Origin of the sequence: Tenacibaculum sp. HL-MS23 (assembly GCF_032463465.1) — a bacterium.
GTDB lineage: Bacteria > Bacteroidota > Bacteroidia > Flavobacteriales > Flavobacteriaceae > Polaribacter > Polaribacter bernardetii.
Window position 1 is genome coordinate 1106426 of record NZ_CP135989.1, and the last position, 18814, is coordinate 1125239.

An 18814-nucleotide genomic window follows, 5' to 3' on the forward strand; every position below is an offset into this window, starting at 1 on the left:
TCTTATACTTTATCGCGATGACGTTTAAATTAGTTAAGTTTGTTATTATGAAGTTACTTAAATATGTATTTATTTTTATCTTTTCATTAACTGTTACAAATACAGTTGCACAGTTAAATACGCTAAAAAATTATAATTTAAATGATGGGTTACCTAGTTTAACTATTACTGATATTACACAAGATGAAATTGGTTATTTATGGTTTACTTCTAATAAAGGAATCTCTCGTTTTGACGGATATGAGTTTATAAACTTTAGCAAAAAAGACGGATTACTAACTGATAAATCAACAGTTGTTACTACTACGAAAAACACTCTTTATATTGGTAGTAATAACGGATTAAGTATTAGAAATAATAATATATTTAGTTCTTTTGATGAAAAAAAAATCAACTGTATACTAACTACTAATATTGGTACTTTTTTAGGTACAGATAAAGGCATATTAAGAGTTCGTGAGGATTTCCTTTCTAATATTCGAACCAATTTTCAGATTGATTTAAATAAAATAAACGATTTAAAGTTTGATGGTTCTTTTTATTGGATTGCAACCAACAAAGCATTGTGGAAACTAGATAATTTAATTAATCCTACTCTTTTAAAAAGAATAGACTTAGGTAATTACACTTCTATTATTTTTCATAAAAAAAAGACAATTGCAGCTACTTATAACAACGGCATTAAATTAATTAATAACGACAAGGTTAAGACAATTACTAGCTCTTTAATGAACATAATTGATATTAAATTTATTAACAATCAATTTTGGATTATTTCTGAAAATGACGGAATTGAAATACTTAATGAGAATTTTAACTTTGAAAAAAACATCAACAAATACAATACATTTACAACAAATAAAATAAATACTGTTTTTCAGGATCAGCAAAAAAATATTTGGATTGCCACAAAAAACAAAGGTATTTACAAGTTAAAAGGAAAGAATGTTACAGAAAAAAACCCTGTAATTACCTTTCAAAATATTGAAGTGGTTTACAAATCATTAGACAGCATTGATGTTAACAACTATAAAAAAACATTACAATTAAAACCTACTAAAAACCATATTTCATTTACTTATAAAACGGTTAACATTAACAATCCGAAAGATGTTTTATACCGCTATAAATTAAATAATGAATTTAGTAATTGGACTTCTAAAAATACCGTTGACTTTCCGTATTTAAACTACGGAAACTATACTTTTTCGGTACAATCAAAAAGTGCTAAAAAAATAAGCAAGCCAATACATTTTCAATTTTTTATTGATACACCTATTTATCAAAAAAAATGGTTTATATGGGCAAGCATCACTTTAATATTCTTTTTATTAACAGTGGTAACTTTATTTTATATTCGAAAAATTAAAGCTAAAAACAAAGCTAAAGTTAAAAAACTACAGTTAGAAAATCATTTATTGTCGCTAGAGCAAAAAGCACTGCAGTTACAAATGAATCCGCATTTTATTTTTAATGTTTTAAACGGAATTAAAGCTTTAGGCACTACCAGAAAATCTGCAGAACTCAATACAACAATAAGTAAATTTGCAACGTTGTTACGTGGAATTCTACATAATTCTAGACAAGAAGAAATTAGTTTAACTGAAGAAATATCAGTTCTTAAAAACTATATAGAGTTAGAGCAGCAAATGAGTTCAAATACTTTTAAATATGAAATTATTACCGATTTAAAACTAGATCCTGAAGAAATATTAATTCCGCCGATGCTAATTCAGCCTTTTGTCGAAAATAGTATTAAACATGCTTTTAAAACAACATCAGAAGGTAAAATCACGATTGATTTCTCTATTAAGAATCAGTTTTTAGTATGTACTATTATTGATAACGGTATCGGAATTCATCAATTAAAAAAAGACACTAACGCAAATTCTCATAATTCAGTTGCTATTAAAATCACTGAAGAACGTATTAGAGCCTTGTCTAAAAAAAGCCTATTTAATATTGATGAAATCATCCATAAAAATAAGATAACCGGAACAAAAGTATCTTTTAGAATTCCTTTAAAAACTGATTTTTAACATGAGTAAATTAACTGCTATTGTTGTTGATGATATGCCATCTGCTTTAAAAATGTTACAAAACGACATTTTAAATAACTACAAAGAAATAGAAATAATCGGTACCGCAAAAAGTGTTGTAGAAGCATCCATATTATTAAGAAAAAAACAACCCGATATTTTATTTTTAGATATTATGCTTGGTGACGGCACTGGTTTTGATGTTCTTGAAATTCACCCTAATTTATCATCAAAAATAATTTTTGTTACCGCAAGTGATGAGTACGCTATTAAAGCTTTTAAGTTCGCTGCCATCGATTATATATTAAAACCATATACGAATGAAGATTTATCTAATGCCATTGATAAAGCTAAAACTCAAATTAAACCAGATAAGGAACAATTAACTGTTTTACAAGAATCTATAAAGCAACCTAATTTGCGCCCAAAAAAGATTTCTTTAAGCACTTCTGATAAAATTATTGTGGTAAACTTAGATGATATTGTACGTTGCAAGTCCGATAATAACTATACAGAGTTCTTTTTAATCGATAATCAAAAAATTTTAGTTGGTAAAACACTCAAGTACTTTGCAGACATGTTAAAAGAATTTGAATTTATTAGAGTACACCAAAGTCACTTAATTAACATACAGTATATCAAAGAGTTCATTAAATCTGACGGAGGATATTTGGTCTTAAAAAACAAAATTACAATACCTGTTTCTGTTCGAAAACGAAATGAAGTTATTCATATTTTAGAAAAAATATAAACTTTTTTTACTATTTACTATATATTTTAACAACTATGTTAAATTTTTATTAAAATTTTACCTATTTTAGTGATGTAAATAATTAAGTATATGGTTGCACTTAAACTCGAAAAAGGCAGGTTGTTAATTGCAGAGCCTACTATTTTAAATGATTGTTCTTTTAAGAGAACTATTATCTTATTAACAGAACACACGTCAAAAAGCTCTGTTGGCTTTATATTAAACAGACCTTTAAATTACGTACTAAGTGATTTAGTGCCCGAAATAGATTGTGATTTCACAATATACCAAGGAGGTCCGGTAGAGGAAGATAATTTATACTTTATACACAAAGTACCAAATTTAATACCTAATAGTATTGAAGTTGCAAATGGTATTTATTGGGGAGGTAATTTTGAGCTTTTAAAGGAACTTTTAACAAGTAATAAATTAAAATCAACTGATATACGTTTCTTTTTAGGATATTCTGGTTGGGAAACAAATCAACTAGAAGATGAATTAAACACTGATTCTTGGTTTATTTCCGAAAATGATTACACAAATATTTTAACCACAAACGACAAAAACCTGTGGAAAGAAAAGCTGCTGCAAAAAGGCGGTAAGTATAAAATTTGGGCAAATGCACCAAGTGATATTCAAATGAATTAACCTGTTATTGTTACTAATTTTAAACTACTTTTAATTTTATTAGTGATATTTGAGGTAAACTCTTTCTTACGATAATTAGTTACCGTTTGAATACCTATAATTGCATTGGTTATAAAAACCTCATCTGCTTTTTGTAATTCGAACGGAGAAATGGTAGTTTCTTCAATAATGTATTCTGAGTTTTTCTCTAGAATTTCAATTACTTTCTTTCTAACAATTCCCTTTATACATCCTTCTGTTAAGGCCGGAGTTTTTATTATGTTATCTTTTATTATAAAAATATTTCCATTCGTTGCTTCAACAACCCCTTTTCTTTCATTTAATAATATACAATTGTCTAAATCATTTTCATCTGCAAAAACAGCAGACAATGTATTTAACATCCTATTAGAAGTTTTTATAGTTGATAACAACCCTGAATAGTTATAAAAATCCTTAAACAAATCTACTTTATAACTAGATTTTTCTATATAAGTAAACTCAGATGCCTCTATTAAGTAATCAATTTCGTTTGACTCAGGTTTATACAATCCTCCATCCTTTCGGTAAACAGTTAATCTAACTCTATAGTTATCTGCCTTTGGAAGTTCTTTTGTAGTTTTTAAAATTTCTTCTTGCAAGAATTCTAACGTAAACTCCATCGGTATTTTCATACGTAGCATTCTCATAGATGCCATTAACCTAAAATAATGATCCTCGAAAAAAACAACTTTAGCATTAAGTACTCTTACCGTTTCAAAAATAGCGTCACCATATTTAAAGGCTCTATTATTGTTAGATAATTGTAATTCTTTATTTGATATTATTTTCCCGTTAAAATTTAGCATCTCTCAAAAAATTTGATTGCAAATTTACAGCTTAGGTAATTAGTAGCCATAAAAAAACTCGACAAAATGTCGAGTTTTTAATAGCTACTATAAAAGATTAAGCTCCTATACTGTTTTTTAGACTTTCTATTTGGCTTTCCCATAACATTTTTGCTTCTTCTACAGCATCTTCATCATCTGCAAAGTCGGTAACAATTACCACTACATCTTTAGTTAAAGGATCTACTTCTATTCTAAATTCAAAATAACTTTCATCATCTTCACTTTCTTCCCATTTAAATTTAATGCGTTCATTATTCTTTTTAGCTAATATTTTTGCTTCTTCTTCAGAATCATCCCACATAAAAGTGATTAATTTTCCTCGAGAATTAACTCTATCAGCAAACCACTCCTCTAATCCTGAGGGAGTTGCTAAACTATTATATAACATACTTGGTGATGCATGTATCGGGAATTCTAATTCGAACTTTACTTTACTCATTTTTTTTTTCTTGAGGTGGCAATATATATCTTTATTTTTTAAAAAAAAATTTCATTTTTTGTTGCTTAAAACCAAATATCTTGTATATTTGCACCCGCATTAGGCGAGGTAGCTCAGTTGGTTAGAGCGCAGGATTCATAACCCTGAGGTCGGCAGTTCAAATCTGCTCTTCGCTACTAAACTCAAACTTAACGGTTTGAGTTTTTTTTTACCTAAATTTTAGTAAACATTTTAAAATGCTCACCTACTTTATCAACATTAAATACTGCTCCTACTATATTAAAAGTTAACTCTTCATAAAAAGAAACTGCCTCTTTACGAGCATTACACCATAAAATATGTGTGTTTTTTTGACCTAAAATATTCTTTGATTCATTAATTATCTTTTTACCATAACCTTTACCTCTCACTTTTAAGACTGTAGCCATTCCTCTTAATTGGTATTGATCCTCTTCAAAACCCTCCATTTTATTTTTAATAAAACTTGCAACTCCTACTAACTCATTATTATGATAGGCGCCCAAATGAAAAGTACTTTCATCAAAGTCTTCTTTAAATTTATACGGTAAATCAATTTCTTTTCGTAAAACAGATAATCTTATCTCGTAGGTATCTTCTGCTTTAATTTCTTTAATATTAATCATTTCTTATCCTTTAAACTCTTATATATAGTTTCTCGAAATTTTTTAGCAGATATAAACCATGCTCCATATTCATCCTTATACTCTTTGGTAATATTACTATCTTTAGATACTTCATCAAACGACTTTCCTTCATTTAAAGCTTCTTGCACACGGCTTCTTAAAGTTACCAACATGCTTTTATAAATTTGTAACTCTTTCTTATTAGAAATACTTCTATGTCCAGGAATAATTTTTGTTTTATCATCTGCAAGCATCAAAACCTTGCCTATAGACGCTATATAACCATCAATACTTCCACCCGTTTCTATATCTATAAAAGGAAATTTTCCTTGAAAATAAGTATCTCCCATATGTATTACATTACTATTTAAAAAATACACATGAGAATCTCCGTCGGTATGTGCGTTATGAACATGAGAAACTAAAATATCTTCATCATCTATATGAAACATCATATCTTTAGAAAAGGTTATTACAGGTAATGCTTCTTTTGGTGCTGCTTTTTTGTTTTTCCCTTTTATAACCTGATCCATACTCATTCTTTTTCTAACATTTTCCTGCGAAAATATTAAAACACCTTCTTTTTTTAGATTTTCATTTCCTCCTGTATGATCTCCATGCCAATGTGTATTAACCAAATATTTTATTGGTTTATCTGTAATTTCTTTGATTTTACTGGTAATTTTATCTGTTAAGGGAGCAAACTGATCATCAATCATAAAAACACCTTCTTTTCCTACAAAAATTCCGATATTTCCACCTTGACCTTGCAACATATAAATATTTTCTGTTATTTTTTCAGAAGAAATTTTCACTTCTTTTTTTTGAGAAAAAACACCTAAACTAAATACACCTAATAAACTTACTGCTATTACTTTTTTAAATTTCATGATTTTAATTTTAAATACACAACTATTAACGAACTTTGTAATTACAAGAAGTAAGTTACCATATAATTACAAGAAACGAAACTCTTATTAATATTCTATAAAATTTTAAACTATTAATGAATATCAGCTTTAAATCTATTGATAAAAAAGATAAATACAACTACTTCTACTAATCTTTTAAAAGAACGTGTATTAGAAATGGCTACTTATAACACATACGAGTGTGTTAATATTTTTGATGATAATTTATTAATTGGTATTTCTGGCCTTTGGTATAGTATGCGTCATTACCTGGGAAAAAGTGTAGAACCAGATCATGTTATTATTGATAAAAAATACCGCGGTATAAATTTAGGAAAGCTATTTTTTGAATGAATTTACGAATATACAAAAGCTAAAGGATGTGAAGCAGCCGAATTAAGCACTTATACAGGCAATAGGAAGTCACATAAATTTTATTATAATGAAAGATTTGAGATCTATGGTTTTCATTTCGTGAAAGTTATGAGAGAAGATCAAAATTTTTATTAATTTTATGTAAAAAACCATTGTAAGTTCTAGAAACTATTTTATATTTGCAACCGCTTTACAATAGAACTTATTTTTATTTAATAGCACAGCAAGTAATTGCAATAATCTTTACCAATGCGAAAGTAGCTCAGTTGGTAGAGCGTCAGCCTTCCAAGCTGAATGTCGCCAGTTCGAACCTGGTCTTTCGCTCAAAGTCTTTAAAAGAGAGACTCTAAAATCTTTATTTACCAATGCGAAAGTAGCTCAGTTGGTAGAGCGTCAGCCTTCCAAGCTGAATGTCGCCAGTTCGAACCTGGTCTTTCGCTCAAAGTCTTTAAAAGATAGACTCTAAAATCTTTATTTACCAATGCGAAAGTAGCTCAGTTGGTAGAGCGTCAGCCTTCCAAGCTGAATGTCGCCAGTTCGAACCTGGTCTTTCGCTCAAAAAGCCGAAACAAATGTTTCGGCTTTTTTATTTTACCTCTTTAATTTATCTCCAAATAACAACAACCCCACTATAATCGCTCCGATAATTCCGATCATTAAAGTATTATTCCCCACAACACTCGGCTTTAACAATATTGTTAACACATAACCTCCTATTGCACCACCTAAATGTGCAGAATGCCCAACGTTACCTACTTGGTTTTTCATTCCGTAGATTGAATACAGTAAATACCCAATACCAAAAATATAACCTGGCAAAGGAATAGGAATTGGTAACATGATTAATTCCATATCTGGATAGAGCATTATTGATGAAAAAATAACACCAGATACAGCTCCCGAAGCACCAACAGCACTATAATATAATTCTTCTTTATGTTGATATAATGAATATAGACTTCCTGCAACCAAACTACCAACGTAAATCAGCAAGAAATAAGGAGTTCCGAAATTAACAACCACTACTTTTCCAAAAAGATACAAAGCATACATGTTAAACCCTAAATGCATCCAATCTACATGCAAAAAACCCGATGTTAACATTCGTAATTTATCGCCGCTTAGTATCTTCTGCACTTGAAACTTGTATTTATCAAAAAAAACAAGATCATTAAAACCTTTATAAGAAATTAAAACGTTTGCGACTATTAGTATTAAAATAATTTGACTCATATTTTATATTTATTACCACAAAAATAATCAAAAGTTAATAAAGCAAATGATTAATAATTTAATGCGATATTTGCATTTTTAAATTTACAATATGAAGTTTTTTACATTTGCCATTACCTACCCTTTTATATGGTTACTATCAAGATTACCTATGGGAATTTTATATTTATTTTCAGACTTTTTCTTTTTTGTATTATACCATATTCTTGGTTATAGAAAAAAAACTATTATAGGTAATTTAAACACAGCTTTTCCTAATAAAAAAAGAAAAGAGATAAATAAATTATCAAGAAAATTCTCTAGACACTTTGTTGATTTAATTTTTGAAAGCATTAAATCTTTTACTATTAGTGAAAAAGAAATACTAAAAAGATACAAATACAAAAACCCTGAATTGATAAACGAATTAACAAAACAAGGAAAAAGTATTGCTCTAGTTGGCGCTCATCAAGCAAATTGGGAATGGGCTTTTGCAATGCCTAAATTCTTAGATATTAATTGTTACGGAGCCTATACGAAAATACAAAATCCATATTTTGAAAAAAAGATAAAAACTTCAAGAACCAAATTTGGTTTCGAAGGAGTTCCTACAATTGAATTTAATAAAACCATTAGTAGCAGAGAAGCAAAAAAAATACAAACTCTTTATATTTTACTAAGTGATCAATCACCTAAAGTACGTAAAACAAGATATTGGTCTCATTTTTTAAATAAAAAAGTACCTGTACATACTGGCGCTGAAATCTTAGCTAAAAAATACGACTTAACAGTTGTTAACATGAATACCACAAAGATTAAACGAGGATATTTTGAAACTGAATTTGAACTAATAACAGACAACCCTAAAAGTTTTGATAATTTTGAAATAACAGATAAGTTTTTAGAAATAACAGAAAGAAATATAAATAAACAACCAGAGTGCTATTTATGGTCTCACAAACGCTTTAAGCACAAAGACAAATACGACGAATGGTTAAAAATCAGAAAAACTTCTCAAAAATAATTGAGAAGTTTTTTTTTGCTTTAAATTAAAAAAGTCTTCTCAAATGAGAAGACTTTTTGGGTGGAAGACGGGATTCGAACCCGCGACCCTCGGTACCACAAACCGATACTCTAACCAACTGAGCTACAACCACCATGTAACTTGCGGGTGCAAATATACAACAGTTTCTAACTTCTGCAAAACTTTTTTTTAAATTAATTTACTTAAATTTTCAACAGCAACGTAACGCTCTGAGGTAAAACCTTCTGCATAATCTACACCTATTAATCTTCCTAAATCTTTTGCTCTATAATTTATACTATCTGTAAAATTCTTACTTGTTATTGGCGTTTCTGGTTCATTACTTGTCGGATCAAAGAACTGAGAACTGTATGCTAAAACTGAAGCTTCTTTTTTATCCATAAATCCAGTTACATCAACTACAAAATCTGGCTCAATATTTTTCCATTGTATGTAATGATATACTTGTTTCGGTCGCCATTTTTCTTGTAGCTCACCATCTAACTCAGTTTCAATCTTCATCAAACCACTTAAAAAACAAGCATCAGAAACAACTTTACTTCCTTTCGGATGATCAATATGCCTATCATCAATTGCATTGCACAATACAATGTCTGGCTTGTACTTACGAATCATTTTTACAATAGCCAATTGACGCTCTTTATCATTGATAAAAAAACCATCAGCAAAGCCTAAATTTTCACGAACGGAAACTCCTAGAATCTCAGCAGAATTTGCAGCTTCCCTATCTCTAATATCAGCAGAACCTCTTGTACCAAGTTCTCCCCTAGTTAAATCTACAATACCTACTTTTTTACCTAATGATATTTCTTTCGCAATCGTAGCGCCACAACCTAATTCAACATCATCTGGATGCGCTCCGAACGCCAATATATTTAATTTCATCTATTTTATTATTTTAAAGCTTGCTCTATATCTTCTATTAAATCTTCTGTTTCTTCTATACCTACTGAAAAACGAATTAAACCATCCTTTATTCCTTGATTTGCTCTTTCTTCGGATGATAATAAAGAGTGAGAAGTTTCAGAAGGACTTAACATCGTGCTTTCAATACCCGCTAAACTCATTGATGGCTTTATTAATTGTAATCTATTCATAAAATCCATCGCGTTTAAACTTTCATTTAACTCAAAAGAAAGCATCCCTCCGTAGTATTTCATTTGAGAAACTGCTAGCTCATGATTTTCATGAGATTTTAAACCCGGATAATATACTTTTGATACTTGCTTATTACTCTCTAAATAAGTCGCCATTTTTAAAGCATTTTCACTTTGATGCTTTACCCTTAAATTTAACGTTTTTAAACTACGTTCTAACATCCACACCGTAAAATCACTTAAACTTCCTCCTAAGTTTTTGGCAAGATTCCAAATTCTATCAATATGCTTATCTGATGCAGCTACGGCTCCTGCTAAAATATCAGAATGTCCTCCCATATATTTGGTTGCCGAATGCAGCATAATATCAATACCAAAATCAGCAGGTGTTTGGTTTATTGGCGATGCAAATGTATTATCAATCATTGTTATAAGCTTATTTTCCTTAACCAAATTAGCCACTGCTTTTATATCAACAATTTTTAATAATGGGTTTGATGGAGTCTCAATAAAAATAACCTTTGTATTTGGCTTTATCTCTTTTTTAAAATCCTCAATATTTAAACTTTTCGTAAAAGAATATTCAATTCCGAATTTATCAAACTCTTCAACAACAAAATTATATGTACCTCCATATAATGTTTCTTGCAATATAATATGATCTCCTTTTTTGTAAAAAAGCAAGCATTGTTGTGCTTATTGCTGCCATTCCTGATCCAAAAATTAAAGCTCCTTCTGTTTTCTCTAGAGCTGCTATCTTCTTACATAAATACTCTTGATTAGGCGTATTAAATGAACGTGGATATCTTTTTACATCTACCGCATCAAATTCATAAGATGTAGACATGAATATAGGCGAAATGGCTCCATTAAATTGCTCGTCTTTTATTTCTCCTACATGCGTACATATAGTATTTATACCTAGTTCACTGTTTTTTTTCATCTTTACGAAATTTAGCAGCTAATTTACTAAATCCATTTTCGTTTTGAAATAAAATATCGATATCTTCGTACTTATGATTAGAATTGCCATTATTGGAGGCGGAAATGTAGCAACACACTTAGCGAGTGCTTTTAATAAAACTAAAGAAGTTTCTTTAGTGCAAGTGTATGCCAGAAATATTGAGCAAATTGCGTTTTTAAAGCAAGAAGTTAGCGTAACAGATAACTTAGGTTTATTAAAAGATGCCGATGTTTATATCATTGCTGTTTCTGATGATGCTATAACTGAAGTTTCATCAAAAATTAATAAAAAAGATAGCCTAATTGTTCACACCTCTGGAAGTGCTTCATTAGACTCGCTAAAAAACAAAGGTAGAAAAGGTGTTTTTTACCTCTTGCAAAGTTTTTCTAAAGACAAGGCTGTTGATTTTAGTGAAATTCCGTTTTGCCTAGAGGCTGAAAACGAAGAAGATTTAACTACGCTAAAAACAATTGCCAAGACTATCGGAAAAAAAATATATTCTATTAATTCCGTGCAACGTAAAACAATACATGTAGCTGCTGTTTTTGTAAATAACTTTACAAATCACTTTTACAAAATTGGTGAAGATATTTGCAAAGAACATCAAGTTCCTTTTGAAATTTTACAACCTTTAATTCAGGAAACAGCAAGGAAAATTATCTCCTTAAATCCAGAAGAAGCTCAAACTGGACCTGCGAAGAGAAACGATCAAAAAACGATTCAGAATCATTTAGAGTTACTCAATAAAGAACAACAAGAAATGTATCAACTTATTACAAATTCAATCCAAAAAAATGGAAAAAAGTTATAAAGAAATATTACCTCAAATAGATACTTTAATTTTTGACGTGGACGGCGTTTTAACAAACGGAATCGTAACCGTTTTTCCTGACGGACAATTAGTGCGCCAAATGAATATTAAAGACGGATACGCTTTAAAAGCAGCTGTAAAAGCAGGTTTTAAGGTTTGTATTATTTCTGGAGGAAAAAATGAAGGAGTTCGTACTCGATTAGCCAACTTAGGCATTACTGATATTTATTTAGGCGCGCATGATAAAATTAAACAGTTTAACGAACTTATAGAAAAGTACAATTTAAAATCAGAAAACGTGTTATACATGGGTGATGATATTCCTGATTATGCGGTTATGAAACTGGTTGGAATGCCATGTTGCCCTAATGATGCTGCAAGAGAAATTCAGCAAGTATCTAAATATATTTCCGATAAAACTGGTGGAAATGGCTGTGCTCGCGATGTTATAGAACAAGTATTAAGGGTTCAAGGAAAATGGAACAACAATTTTGATGCTCAATACGATTAAATGGAACAATTTTTGAAAACTAAATACTATATTAAAAACACAATAAAAATGAAAAACACTATTTTAATTTTTTTATTAATTATTAGCTCTTCTATAAGTGCTCAAACTATTTTTGGTAAATGGGAAAACCGTGATGAAGAAACCAATAAGGTAGATTCTGTAATTGAAGTTTATGAAAAAGGCGGCAAAGCTTTTGCTAAAATTATAGAAATCACAGACAAAAACAGACAAGATGTTTTATGTACAGAATGTAGCGGTAAACGTAAAGACACTCCTATTTTAGGAATGAATATTTTAACTGGTTTAGAAAAAGATGGTGATGAATGGAGCGGTGGAAAAATACTAGATCCTAAAAACGGAAAAGAATACAAATGCTACATTCAGTTAGACTCTAGTAATAAATTAAAAGTACGTGGTTATCTTGGGTTTGCTGCCTTTGGTAGAACTTCATATTGGTATCGTAAAAAATAATTTTTTTCTTTTCCATAAAAAACTCTAACTACTCGCTAGTTAGAGTTTTTTTATTCCCTTTTTTTTAATATCACTTTTCAATTTAATATAGGGTACCCGAAAAGTGTGCCTTTTATTAAAACTTATATAACAATCAAATATTAAAAAAAGATTTAAAACCTCTGACTACAAACATAACAGATAGCTAATCATATATCTAAAAAGGTATAATTTAAATGAATTGACTCTAGCATAAAAAACTAGCTAAACACCTCTTAAATATTACACTTATTTAGCATATTTACAAAATAAAAACTTAATATCACATAAAAAAATAACTACTACATTAATAAATTACACTTCTTGTTGTTTTTTAACTATTTACACAAATAAACAATAATACACAATTACTTCCGTTTTTAATTTGATCAACCTTCAAATCCTTCAAACAAATGAAACAAATTATCAAATTAATGACGTTAGCTATTCTAGTTTCGTTACAAAGTTGCGACAAACAAGAAATAGAAAAAGACATAGCTTTAAATGCTAACTCTCCAGAAACTGGTGTCCTACCTAATGAATTAGGTAATCATAACACAGCGCACAACTGCGCAACAGTATCTCAATTTGGACCAAATTCTTATTGGTCAAACACACTTGTAAACACAAGTGAAACAAATTTTTTAAAACAACAAAACAATAACGCTTCAAATCTGTTTGGAATATCAAATGTTCCTCTTTATTTTGCAGCAGGAAGCGGTACATTTAATGCACTTTCTTACGGACCTCCTAACAATTATATTATTTGGGGTGAAGAAATGCTGAGTGGCGCATTAAACTACGGAAGATCTGCCGTAGCATATATTGTTGCTCATGAAGTAGCGCATCAAATACAATTCAGGCAAGGGTACCCTTCAGTAAGAGGCGCTTCTAATACAGAGTTAGAGGCAGATGGTTTTGCTGGATATTTTTTAAGAAGAAGCTATACATCTAATTGGTCTGATGTTATTCCTGCATATAATTTTTCTCAATCTATTGCTGGCTCTAACGGTTCATCTCATGGAACTGCAGCGCAAAGACGTTCTTCTGTAAGGTTAGGATGGTTACTCGCTAATAACGGTACTTTATCTAATGCTAATCTTGATTATAACTTTTTCTACTACTATAACAGCTATATTTTACCTGGTAAATTAAAATCTAGCAATATTGAAAAGCCTAAAAAAATAGATCAAGGATTACATGAATTCATGTTAACTAAAATAAAAGAGTTAAACGATATTCATTCAGGAAAAATCTCTGAAGAAGAATATGCTAACCTAAGTAATAACTAAAATAATATTAAATAAGGGTTGATCATTTTATAAAAGAGAGGTTTTAAAAACCTCTCTTTTTTTTATTATATGTTGATCCATATAATCATAGTCTAATCACAAGAAATGGTATATTATTCTAAACTATCATAAACCTAATAACAACAAAAAAGCCTCACTATTTCTAGTGAAGCTTTAAGTGAGCCCTGGAGGATTCGAACCTCCGACCGCCTCCTTAGAAGGGAGGTGCTCTATCCAGCTGAGCTAAGAGCCCGTAGTTTTTATGTTTCTACGAAAACAGTGTCGGGGTGGCAGGATTCGAACCTGCGACCTCCTCGTCCCAAACGAGGCGCGATGACCGGGCTACGCTACACCCCGAGTGCAATTTAATTGCGGAGAGACAGGGACTCGAACCCTGGCGACAGTCACCCGTCGACAGATTAGCAATCTGCTCCATTACCACTCTGGCACCTCTCCTCGAACTTTAAACTACTTAATAAATAAGAGTTTTAAATTGCGAGTGCAAATATACAACCACTTAAGTGCTTTCACAAGTATTTTTTAAAAAAAATTACACTAATCAGGGTACTCAACTCGTAAGTGATAGATACTCATCAACTTATTCTTAATAATTTTTTTTATTTTTTCTATTTCTCTAAAGGTAATATCCGAATTTGTGAACTGATTGTCGTTTTTTTGCTTATCAATGATCTTATCTATTAAATTATCTATTGATTGTGCTGTTGGGTTTTTTAAACTTTTAGAAGCTGCCTCAGCTGCATCACACATCATTAAAATAGCTGTTTCTTTAGAAAAAGGAATTGGGCCTTGGTATTGGAACTTTTTAATATCTACTTCCTCTCCTTCTATAGTGTTCTTTAATTCTTGCTTATAAAAGTAATAAGTAACACTCGTTCCGTGGTGTGTTCTAATAAAATCTATTATTCTGTCTGGCAGTTTGTTTTTCTTTGCTATTTCTATTCCCTTTATAACATGGTCTAGAATTATTCGGGCACAATCTTTTGGTAATAATTCGTTGTGAGGGTTTACACCTGTAGATTGGTTTTCTGTAAAATACATTGGGTTTGCCATTTTACCAATATCATGATACAGTGCTCCTGTTCTTACAAGCATTGAATTAGCACCTATCTCGTTTGCTGCAGCTTCTGCTAAATTTGCCACTTGCATTGAGTGCTGAAAGGTTCCTGGCGCTTTTTCATTTAAGTCTCTTAATAATTTAGAATTTGTATTAGACAATTCTAACAAAGTAACATCAGAAACCAAACCAAACAACTTCTCGTAAAAGTAAATAAAGAATACTGCCAAGAAGGATAATAATCCGTTTGCTGCAAACAATCCGAAATACAACCAATTTATTTTATCTGCATTTCCTTCTTTTAATATTGAGAAAGCAAAATAAGTAACCATATAAATTAGAGTAATTTGTCCTATCGACATAAATAAACTTGCTCTTTTATACAGCTCAGAAACTGTTAATATTGTTACAATACCTGCAATAATATGTAAATAGATAAACTCGAAACTATTAGGCACAATAAATCCTAACAAAAGAACCGTTAGCACATGTGTGAATAATCCAAGTCTAGCATCAAAAAAAGCTTTTAAAACTATTGGTAAAATACTTAACGGTACAACATAAAGGTATTCAGAATTGTATTTAACAACCAATGTTTGCACAAAAATCATTAAAAAAACATTAAAGAAAATAAAGGTTACTTTATTGTTGTCGTTAAAAATTTCGAACCTATATTTCTGTAAAAAAAGTAATAGCATTAACAGTGCTAAGGCTACTAAAATTGTATATCCAAAAACAATCCAATAATAATTAGATTTTGTCCAAAGTTGCGAACTTGAAGCAGTTTCATATGATTTTAAAATATTGAATTTTCTTCCAACAACAACATCGCCTTTTAATATTATCAACTCTCCTTTAGAAACTTTTCCTTTAACATGTGATATATTTCTTAAAGCTTCATTTAACTCTTTACTACTATATTTAGTGTCATAAATAACATTTGGTCTAAGACTTTCTGATAAAAGGTTTAAAAGTATGTTTTGTTTACTTACATCAAGCTTATTGGTGTTTTTTGAAATAAACTTAAGCACATCTTTTGATTGTAATAACATAGAAAAAGAAATATCATCTATCGAATTTCCTTTACGTAAAATTATAAGTTCTCCTGGGTTTCCTCTTGTTACACTCGCATCATCTAAAAAACCGTAATGATATATTTTCTTAATAACAAGTTCTCCTTCCTTTTTTAAAGCACTTAAATCTTTAACTGATAAAGAATCGAAAAGAGCTAATTTAGCTTCAAAAGAATTTAAAACTCGTGTTTCTACCTCTTCATTATAAACAAAATATTTTTTAATATTAGACCTGATTTCGCGTGTTTCCGCATCAATTTCTTTTGCAGTTTTTTGAATAGCAAAATCAAATGGCGCATAAAAATTATCATACTGCCAAGGTTTTCCTTGCGGATAATCATATTTAAATTGTCCTTCTTTAGGGAAGAGGTATACAATTGATACAACTGTAATTAAAAATAATAATACTTTATAAATAATAGCATTATTCTTATATAACTTATTAATGAAATCGTTCATTTTATATGTTTAAAAATGTAAATATAACCTTTCTCTATTATTTGAGTATTGGTTATAAAATGGTTATTTTCGCAAAACAAATCTTAACACAATACATTCAAATATATGAAAGAAGTAGTTATTGTATCAGTTGCTAGAACACCAATCGGTAGTTTTTTAGGCAGTTTATCAACTATACCTGCACCTAAGTTAGGTGCTGTAGCAATAAAAGGAGCTTTAGAGAAAATTAACTTAAAGCCAGAAATGGTCGATGAAGTTTTTATGGGAAATGTGGTTTCTGCCGGAATTGGTCAAGCACCAGCTCGTCAAGCTGCAATTTTTGCAGGAATTCCTAACACTGTACCTTGTACTACTGTAAATAAAGTTTGTTCTTCTGGTATGAAATCTATCATGTTAGCTGCGCAAGCAATTGCTTTAGGTGATGCTAATGTTGTTGTTGCTGGTGGTATGGAAAACATGAGTATGATTCCTCATTATCAACATGCAAGAACTGGTTCTAAATTCGGTCCTATTAAAATGGAAGATGGTTTACAAAAAGACGGTTTAATTGATGCTTATGAACAAGTAGCGATGGGAGTTTGTGCTGATGAATGTGCAACTGAATATAGTTTCTCTAGAGAAGAGCAAGATGCTTTTGCTATCGAATCTTACAAACGTTCTTCTAAAGCATGGAGTGAAGGAAAATATGCTGATGAAATTGTACCGGTAGAAATACCTCAACGTCGTGGCGAACCTGTTGTCTTTTCTGAAGATGAAGAATATAAAAATGTGAAAATGGAGAAAATTCCTGCTTTACGCGCTGCTTTTACTAAAGACGGAACTGTTACTGCTGCAAATGCATCAACAATTAATGATGGTGGAGCTGCTTTAATTTTAATGTCTGCTGAAAAAGCTGCTGAATTAAACTTAACTCCTTTAGCTAAAATAAAAGGATATGCAGATGCTGCTCACGAACCTAAATGGTTTACCACTGCACCTGCTAAAGCATTGCCAAAGGCATTAGCGAAAGCTGGAGTTGCAATTGATGATGTAGATTACTTTGAATTAAACGAAGCGTTTTCTGTTGTAGGTTTAGCTAACATGAAAATTTTAGGTTTATCTGCTGATAAAGTAAATGTAAATGGTGGAGCTGTTTCTTTAGGACATCCATTAGGAGTTTCTGGAGCTAGAATTGTTATCGCTTTAACGTCTATCTTAAAACAGAATAATGCTAAAATAGGTGCTGCCGGTATTTGTAACGGTGGTGGAGGTGCTAGCGCAATGGTAATCGAAAGAGTTTAATCTTTAATTAACTAGTCAATGTCTTTCGGAATTTGTAATTTAAGTATTGTACCTCTTCGTCTTGAACCTGCTGACCCATCAGAAATGGTAAATCAAGTAGTTTTTGGCGAGCATTTTATGGTTTTAGAAAAATCTAAAAAATGGAGTAAAATTCGTTTAGCTTTCGATAACTACGAAGGTTTTATTGACAATAAGCAATATGAAGAAATTACAGAGGATGTTTATAATTCTTTATCCGAAGAAAACAAAAGCTATGCAGGTGAATTAATTGATTTTATTACTGATAACAATCATAATTTAACTACAATCCCTATGGGAGCTAGACTTCCGTTTTACAAAGACAAGAATATCAATATTAATAAAACTTTATATTCTTACGAAGGGAAAGTATGTAATACGAAACTAGCTAAATCTGTTATTATCGATACTGCTTTTCTATTTTTAAATGTGCCATATTTATGGGGCGGGAAATCGCCTTTTGGTATTGATTGCTCTGGCTTTACACAAACAGTATATAAATTGTGTGGCTACAATTTATTTCGTGATGCCAAAGAGCAAGCTAAACAAGGTGAAGTCTTAAGTTTTATTGAAGAAAGTGAACCTGGTGATTTAGCCTTTTTCGATAATGAAGATGGCAATATTACCCATGTTGGTATTATTATGAATGATTATAATATTATTCATGCGCATGGTAAAGTACGAATTGACAAGTTAGATCATAGCGGTATTTATAATATAGACACCAATAAACACACTCATAAATTAAGGGTTATTAAACGTTTTATTTAGGCCCTTCTTAAAATACAAGTACAAAAAAAACCGAAACTTT

General features: G+C 30.4%; 18 protein-coding genes, 8 tRNA genes and 1 pseudogene. 15 read left to right on the forward strand and 12 right to left on the reverse strand.

Annotation, left to right across the window (positions count from 1 at the left end; translation table 11 throughout):
* The first annotated feature begins 47 nt into the window (after window positions 1-47).
* The 3 genes from RRF68_RS05105 to RRF68_RS05115 all read left to right on the forward strand — a co-directional run bounded on the left by RRF68_RS05105 (window position 48) and on the right by RRF68_RS05115 (window position 3438).
* Window positions 48-2039, forward strand: coding sequence for a histidine kinase (locus tag RRF68_RS05105; protein ID WP_315945212.1), 1992 nt, complete (start codon window positions 48-50; stop codon window positions 2037-2039).
* A gap of 1 nt (window position 2040) precedes the next feature.
* Window positions 2041-2790 carry a LytTR family DNA-binding domain-containing protein gene (locus RRF68_RS05110; protein WP_315945213.1) on the forward strand — a complete coding sequence of 250 codons (750 nt, stop codon included), beginning with the start codon at window positions 2041-2043 and terminating at the stop codon, window positions 2788-2790.
* A 90-nt stretch (window positions 2791-2880) separates the two neighbouring features.
* Window positions 2881-3438, forward strand: a complete 558-nt coding sequence (locus RRF68_RS05115) for a YqgE/AlgH family protein (RefSeq protein WP_315945214.1) — start codon at window positions 2881-2883, stop codon at window positions 3436-3438.
* Here RRF68_RS05115 and RRF68_RS05120 read toward each other — a convergent pair.
* The gene (locus RRF68_RS05120; RefSeq protein WP_218773426.1) at window positions 3435-4265 is read right to left on the reverse strand and encodes an aminotransferase class IV; all 831 of its coding nucleotides are present in this window, start codon (window positions 4263-4265) and stop codon (window positions 3435-3437) included. The genes RRF68_RS05115 and RRF68_RS05120 overlap by 4 nt on opposite strands.
* Window positions 4266-4362: 97 nt before the next feature.
* On the reverse strand, window positions 4363-4746 hold the full coding sequence (locus RRF68_RS05125) for an START-like domain-containing protein (protein WP_218773427.1): 384 nt from the start codon (window positions 4744-4746) through the stop codon (window positions 4363-4365).
* A 102-nt stretch (window positions 4747-4848) separates the two neighbouring features.
* On the opposite strand from RRF68_RS05125, the gene RRF68_RS05130 reads away from it, so the two are divergent.
* Window positions 4849-4922: transfer RNA gene (locus RRF68_RS05130), tRNA-Met, on the forward strand.
* 36 nt (window positions 4923-4958) lie between these two features.
* Here the strand turns inward: RRF68_RS05130 and RRF68_RS05135 are convergent.
* Together RRF68_RS05135 and RRF68_RS05140 are read right to left on the reverse strand one after the other, a co-directional pair.
* Window positions 4959-5390 (reverse strand): GNAT family N-acetyltransferase, encoded by a 432-nt coding sequence (locus tag RRF68_RS05135; RefSeq protein ID WP_315945215.1) that lies wholly within the window; start codon window positions 5388-5390, stop codon window positions 4959-4961.
* On the reverse strand, window positions 5387-6280 hold the full coding sequence (locus RRF68_RS05140) for an MBL fold metallo-hydrolase (protein ID WP_315945216.1): 894 nt from the start codon (window positions 6278-6280) through the stop codon (window positions 5387-5389). Before RRF68_RS05140 ends, RRF68_RS05135 begins: the two co-directional genes overlap by 4 nt.
* Window positions 6281-6418: 138 nt before the next feature.
* On the opposite strand from RRF68_RS05140, the gene RRF68_RS05145 reads away from it, so the two are divergent.
* From RRF68_RS05145 to RRF68_RS05160, 4 genes are all read left to right on the forward strand, one after another.
* On the forward strand, window positions 6419-6655 hold the full coding sequence (locus tag RRF68_RS05145) for a hypothetical protein (protein WP_315945217.1): 237 nt from the start codon (window positions 6419-6421) through the stop codon (window positions 6653-6655).
* A gap of 272 nt (window positions 6656-6927) precedes the next feature.
* Window positions 6928-7000, forward strand: a tRNA-Gly gene (locus RRF68_RS05150).
* Window positions 7001-7043: 43 nt separating this feature from the next.
* Window positions 7044-7116 (forward strand) — tRNA-Gly (locus RRF68_RS05155).
* Between the two features lie 43 nt (window positions 7117-7159).
* A tRNA-Gly gene (locus tag RRF68_RS05160) sits at window positions 7160-7232 on the forward strand.
* A gap of 35 nt (window positions 7233-7267) precedes the next feature.
* On the opposite strand, the gene RRF68_RS05165 is transcribed toward RRF68_RS05160, so the two are convergent.
* Window positions 7268-7909, reverse strand: coding sequence for a rhomboid family intramembrane serine protease (locus RRF68_RS05165; RefSeq protein ID WP_315945218.1), 642 nt, complete (start codon window positions 7907-7909; stop codon window positions 7268-7270).
* 91 nt (window positions 7910-8000) lie between these two features.
* Between RRF68_RS05165 and RRF68_RS05170 the strand changes: the two genes are divergently transcribed.
* Window positions 8001-8912 (forward strand): lysophospholipid acyltransferase family protein, encoded by a 912-nt coding sequence (locus RRF68_RS05170; protein WP_218773431.1) that lies wholly within the window; start codon window positions 8001-8003, stop codon window positions 8910-8912.
* Between the two features lie 58 nt (window positions 8913-8970).
* Here the strand turns inward: RRF68_RS05170 and RRF68_RS05175 are convergent.
* The 3 genes and pseudogenes from RRF68_RS05175 to RRF68_RS05185 all read right to left on the reverse strand — a co-directional run bounded on the left by RRF68_RS05175 (window position 8971) and on the right by RRF68_RS05185 (window position 10973).
* Window positions 8971-9046: transfer RNA gene (locus RRF68_RS05175), tRNA-His, on the reverse strand.
* Window positions 9047-9101: 55 nt separating this feature from the next.
* Window positions 9102-9818: a bacillithiol biosynthesis deacetylase BshB1 gene (gene bshB1 / locus RRF68_RS05180; protein WP_218773432.1), complete on the reverse strand. Its 717-nt coding sequence runs from the start codon at window positions 9816-9818 to the stop codon at window positions 9102-9104.
* 8 nt (window positions 9819-9826) lie between these two features.
* Window positions 9827-10973 (reverse strand): annotated as a pseudogene (locus RRF68_RS05185) (trans-sulfuration enzyme family protein).
* 73 nt (window positions 10974-11046) lie between these two features.
* On the opposite strand from RRF68_RS05185, the gene RRF68_RS05190 reads away from it, so the two are divergent.
* From RRF68_RS05190 to RRF68_RS05205, 4 genes are all read left to right on the forward strand, one after another.
* Window positions 11047-11805 (forward strand): Rossmann-like and DUF2520 domain-containing protein, encoded by a 759-nt coding sequence (locus RRF68_RS05190; RefSeq protein ID WP_218773434.1) that lies wholly within the window; start codon window positions 11047-11049, stop codon window positions 11803-11805.
* On the forward strand, window positions 11789-12316 hold the full coding sequence (locus RRF68_RS05195) for a KdsC family phosphatase (protein ID WP_218773435.1): 528 nt from the start codon (window positions 11789-11791) through the stop codon (window positions 12314-12316). Before RRF68_RS05190 ends, RRF68_RS05195 begins: the two co-directional genes overlap by 17 nt.
* A 48-nt stretch (window positions 12317-12364) precedes the next feature.
* Window positions 12365-12787, forward strand: coding sequence for a DUF2147 domain-containing protein (locus RRF68_RS05200; RefSeq protein WP_218773436.1), 423 nt, complete (start codon window positions 12365-12367; stop codon window positions 12785-12787).
* A 431-nt stretch (window positions 12788-13218) separates the two neighbouring features.
* Window positions 13219-14097: a metalloprotease gene (locus RRF68_RS05205; RefSeq protein WP_218773437.1), complete on the forward strand. Its 879-nt coding sequence runs from the start codon at window positions 13219-13221 to the stop codon at window positions 14095-14097.
* A 179-nt stretch (window positions 14098-14276) separates the two neighbouring features.
* Here the strand turns inward: RRF68_RS05205 and RRF68_RS05210 are convergent.
* The 4 genes from RRF68_RS05210 to RRF68_RS05225 form a co-directional block, all read right to left on the reverse strand.
* Window positions 14277-14350 (reverse strand) — tRNA-Arg (locus RRF68_RS05210).
* A gap of 29 nt (window positions 14351-14379) precedes the next feature.
* Window positions 14380-14454: transfer RNA gene (locus tag RRF68_RS05215), tRNA-Pro, on the reverse strand.
* 15 nt (window positions 14455-14469) lie between these two features.
* Window positions 14470-14553 (reverse strand) — tRNA-Ser (locus tag RRF68_RS05220).
* Between the two features lie 99 nt (window positions 14554-14652).
* Window positions 14653-16704: an HDIG domain-containing metalloprotein gene (locus tag RRF68_RS05225; RefSeq protein WP_315945219.1), complete on the reverse strand. Its 2052-nt coding sequence runs from the start codon at window positions 16702-16704 to the stop codon at window positions 14653-14655.
* A 105-nt stretch (window positions 16705-16809) separates the two neighbouring features.
* Between RRF68_RS05225 and RRF68_RS05230 the strand changes: the two genes are divergently transcribed.
* On the forward strand, window positions 16810-17985 hold the full coding sequence (locus RRF68_RS05230; RefSeq protein ID WP_315945220.1) for an acetyl-CoA C-acyltransferase: 1176 nt from the start codon (window positions 16810-16812) through the stop codon (window positions 17983-17985).
* Between the two features lie 18 nt (window positions 17986-18003).
* Complete coding sequence (locus tag RRF68_RS05235; RefSeq protein WP_275315289.1) at window positions 18004-18774, forward strand: C40 family peptidase; 771 nt, start codon at window positions 18004-18006, stop codon at window positions 18772-18774.
* The last annotated feature ends 40 nt before the right edge of the window (window positions 18775-18814 follow it).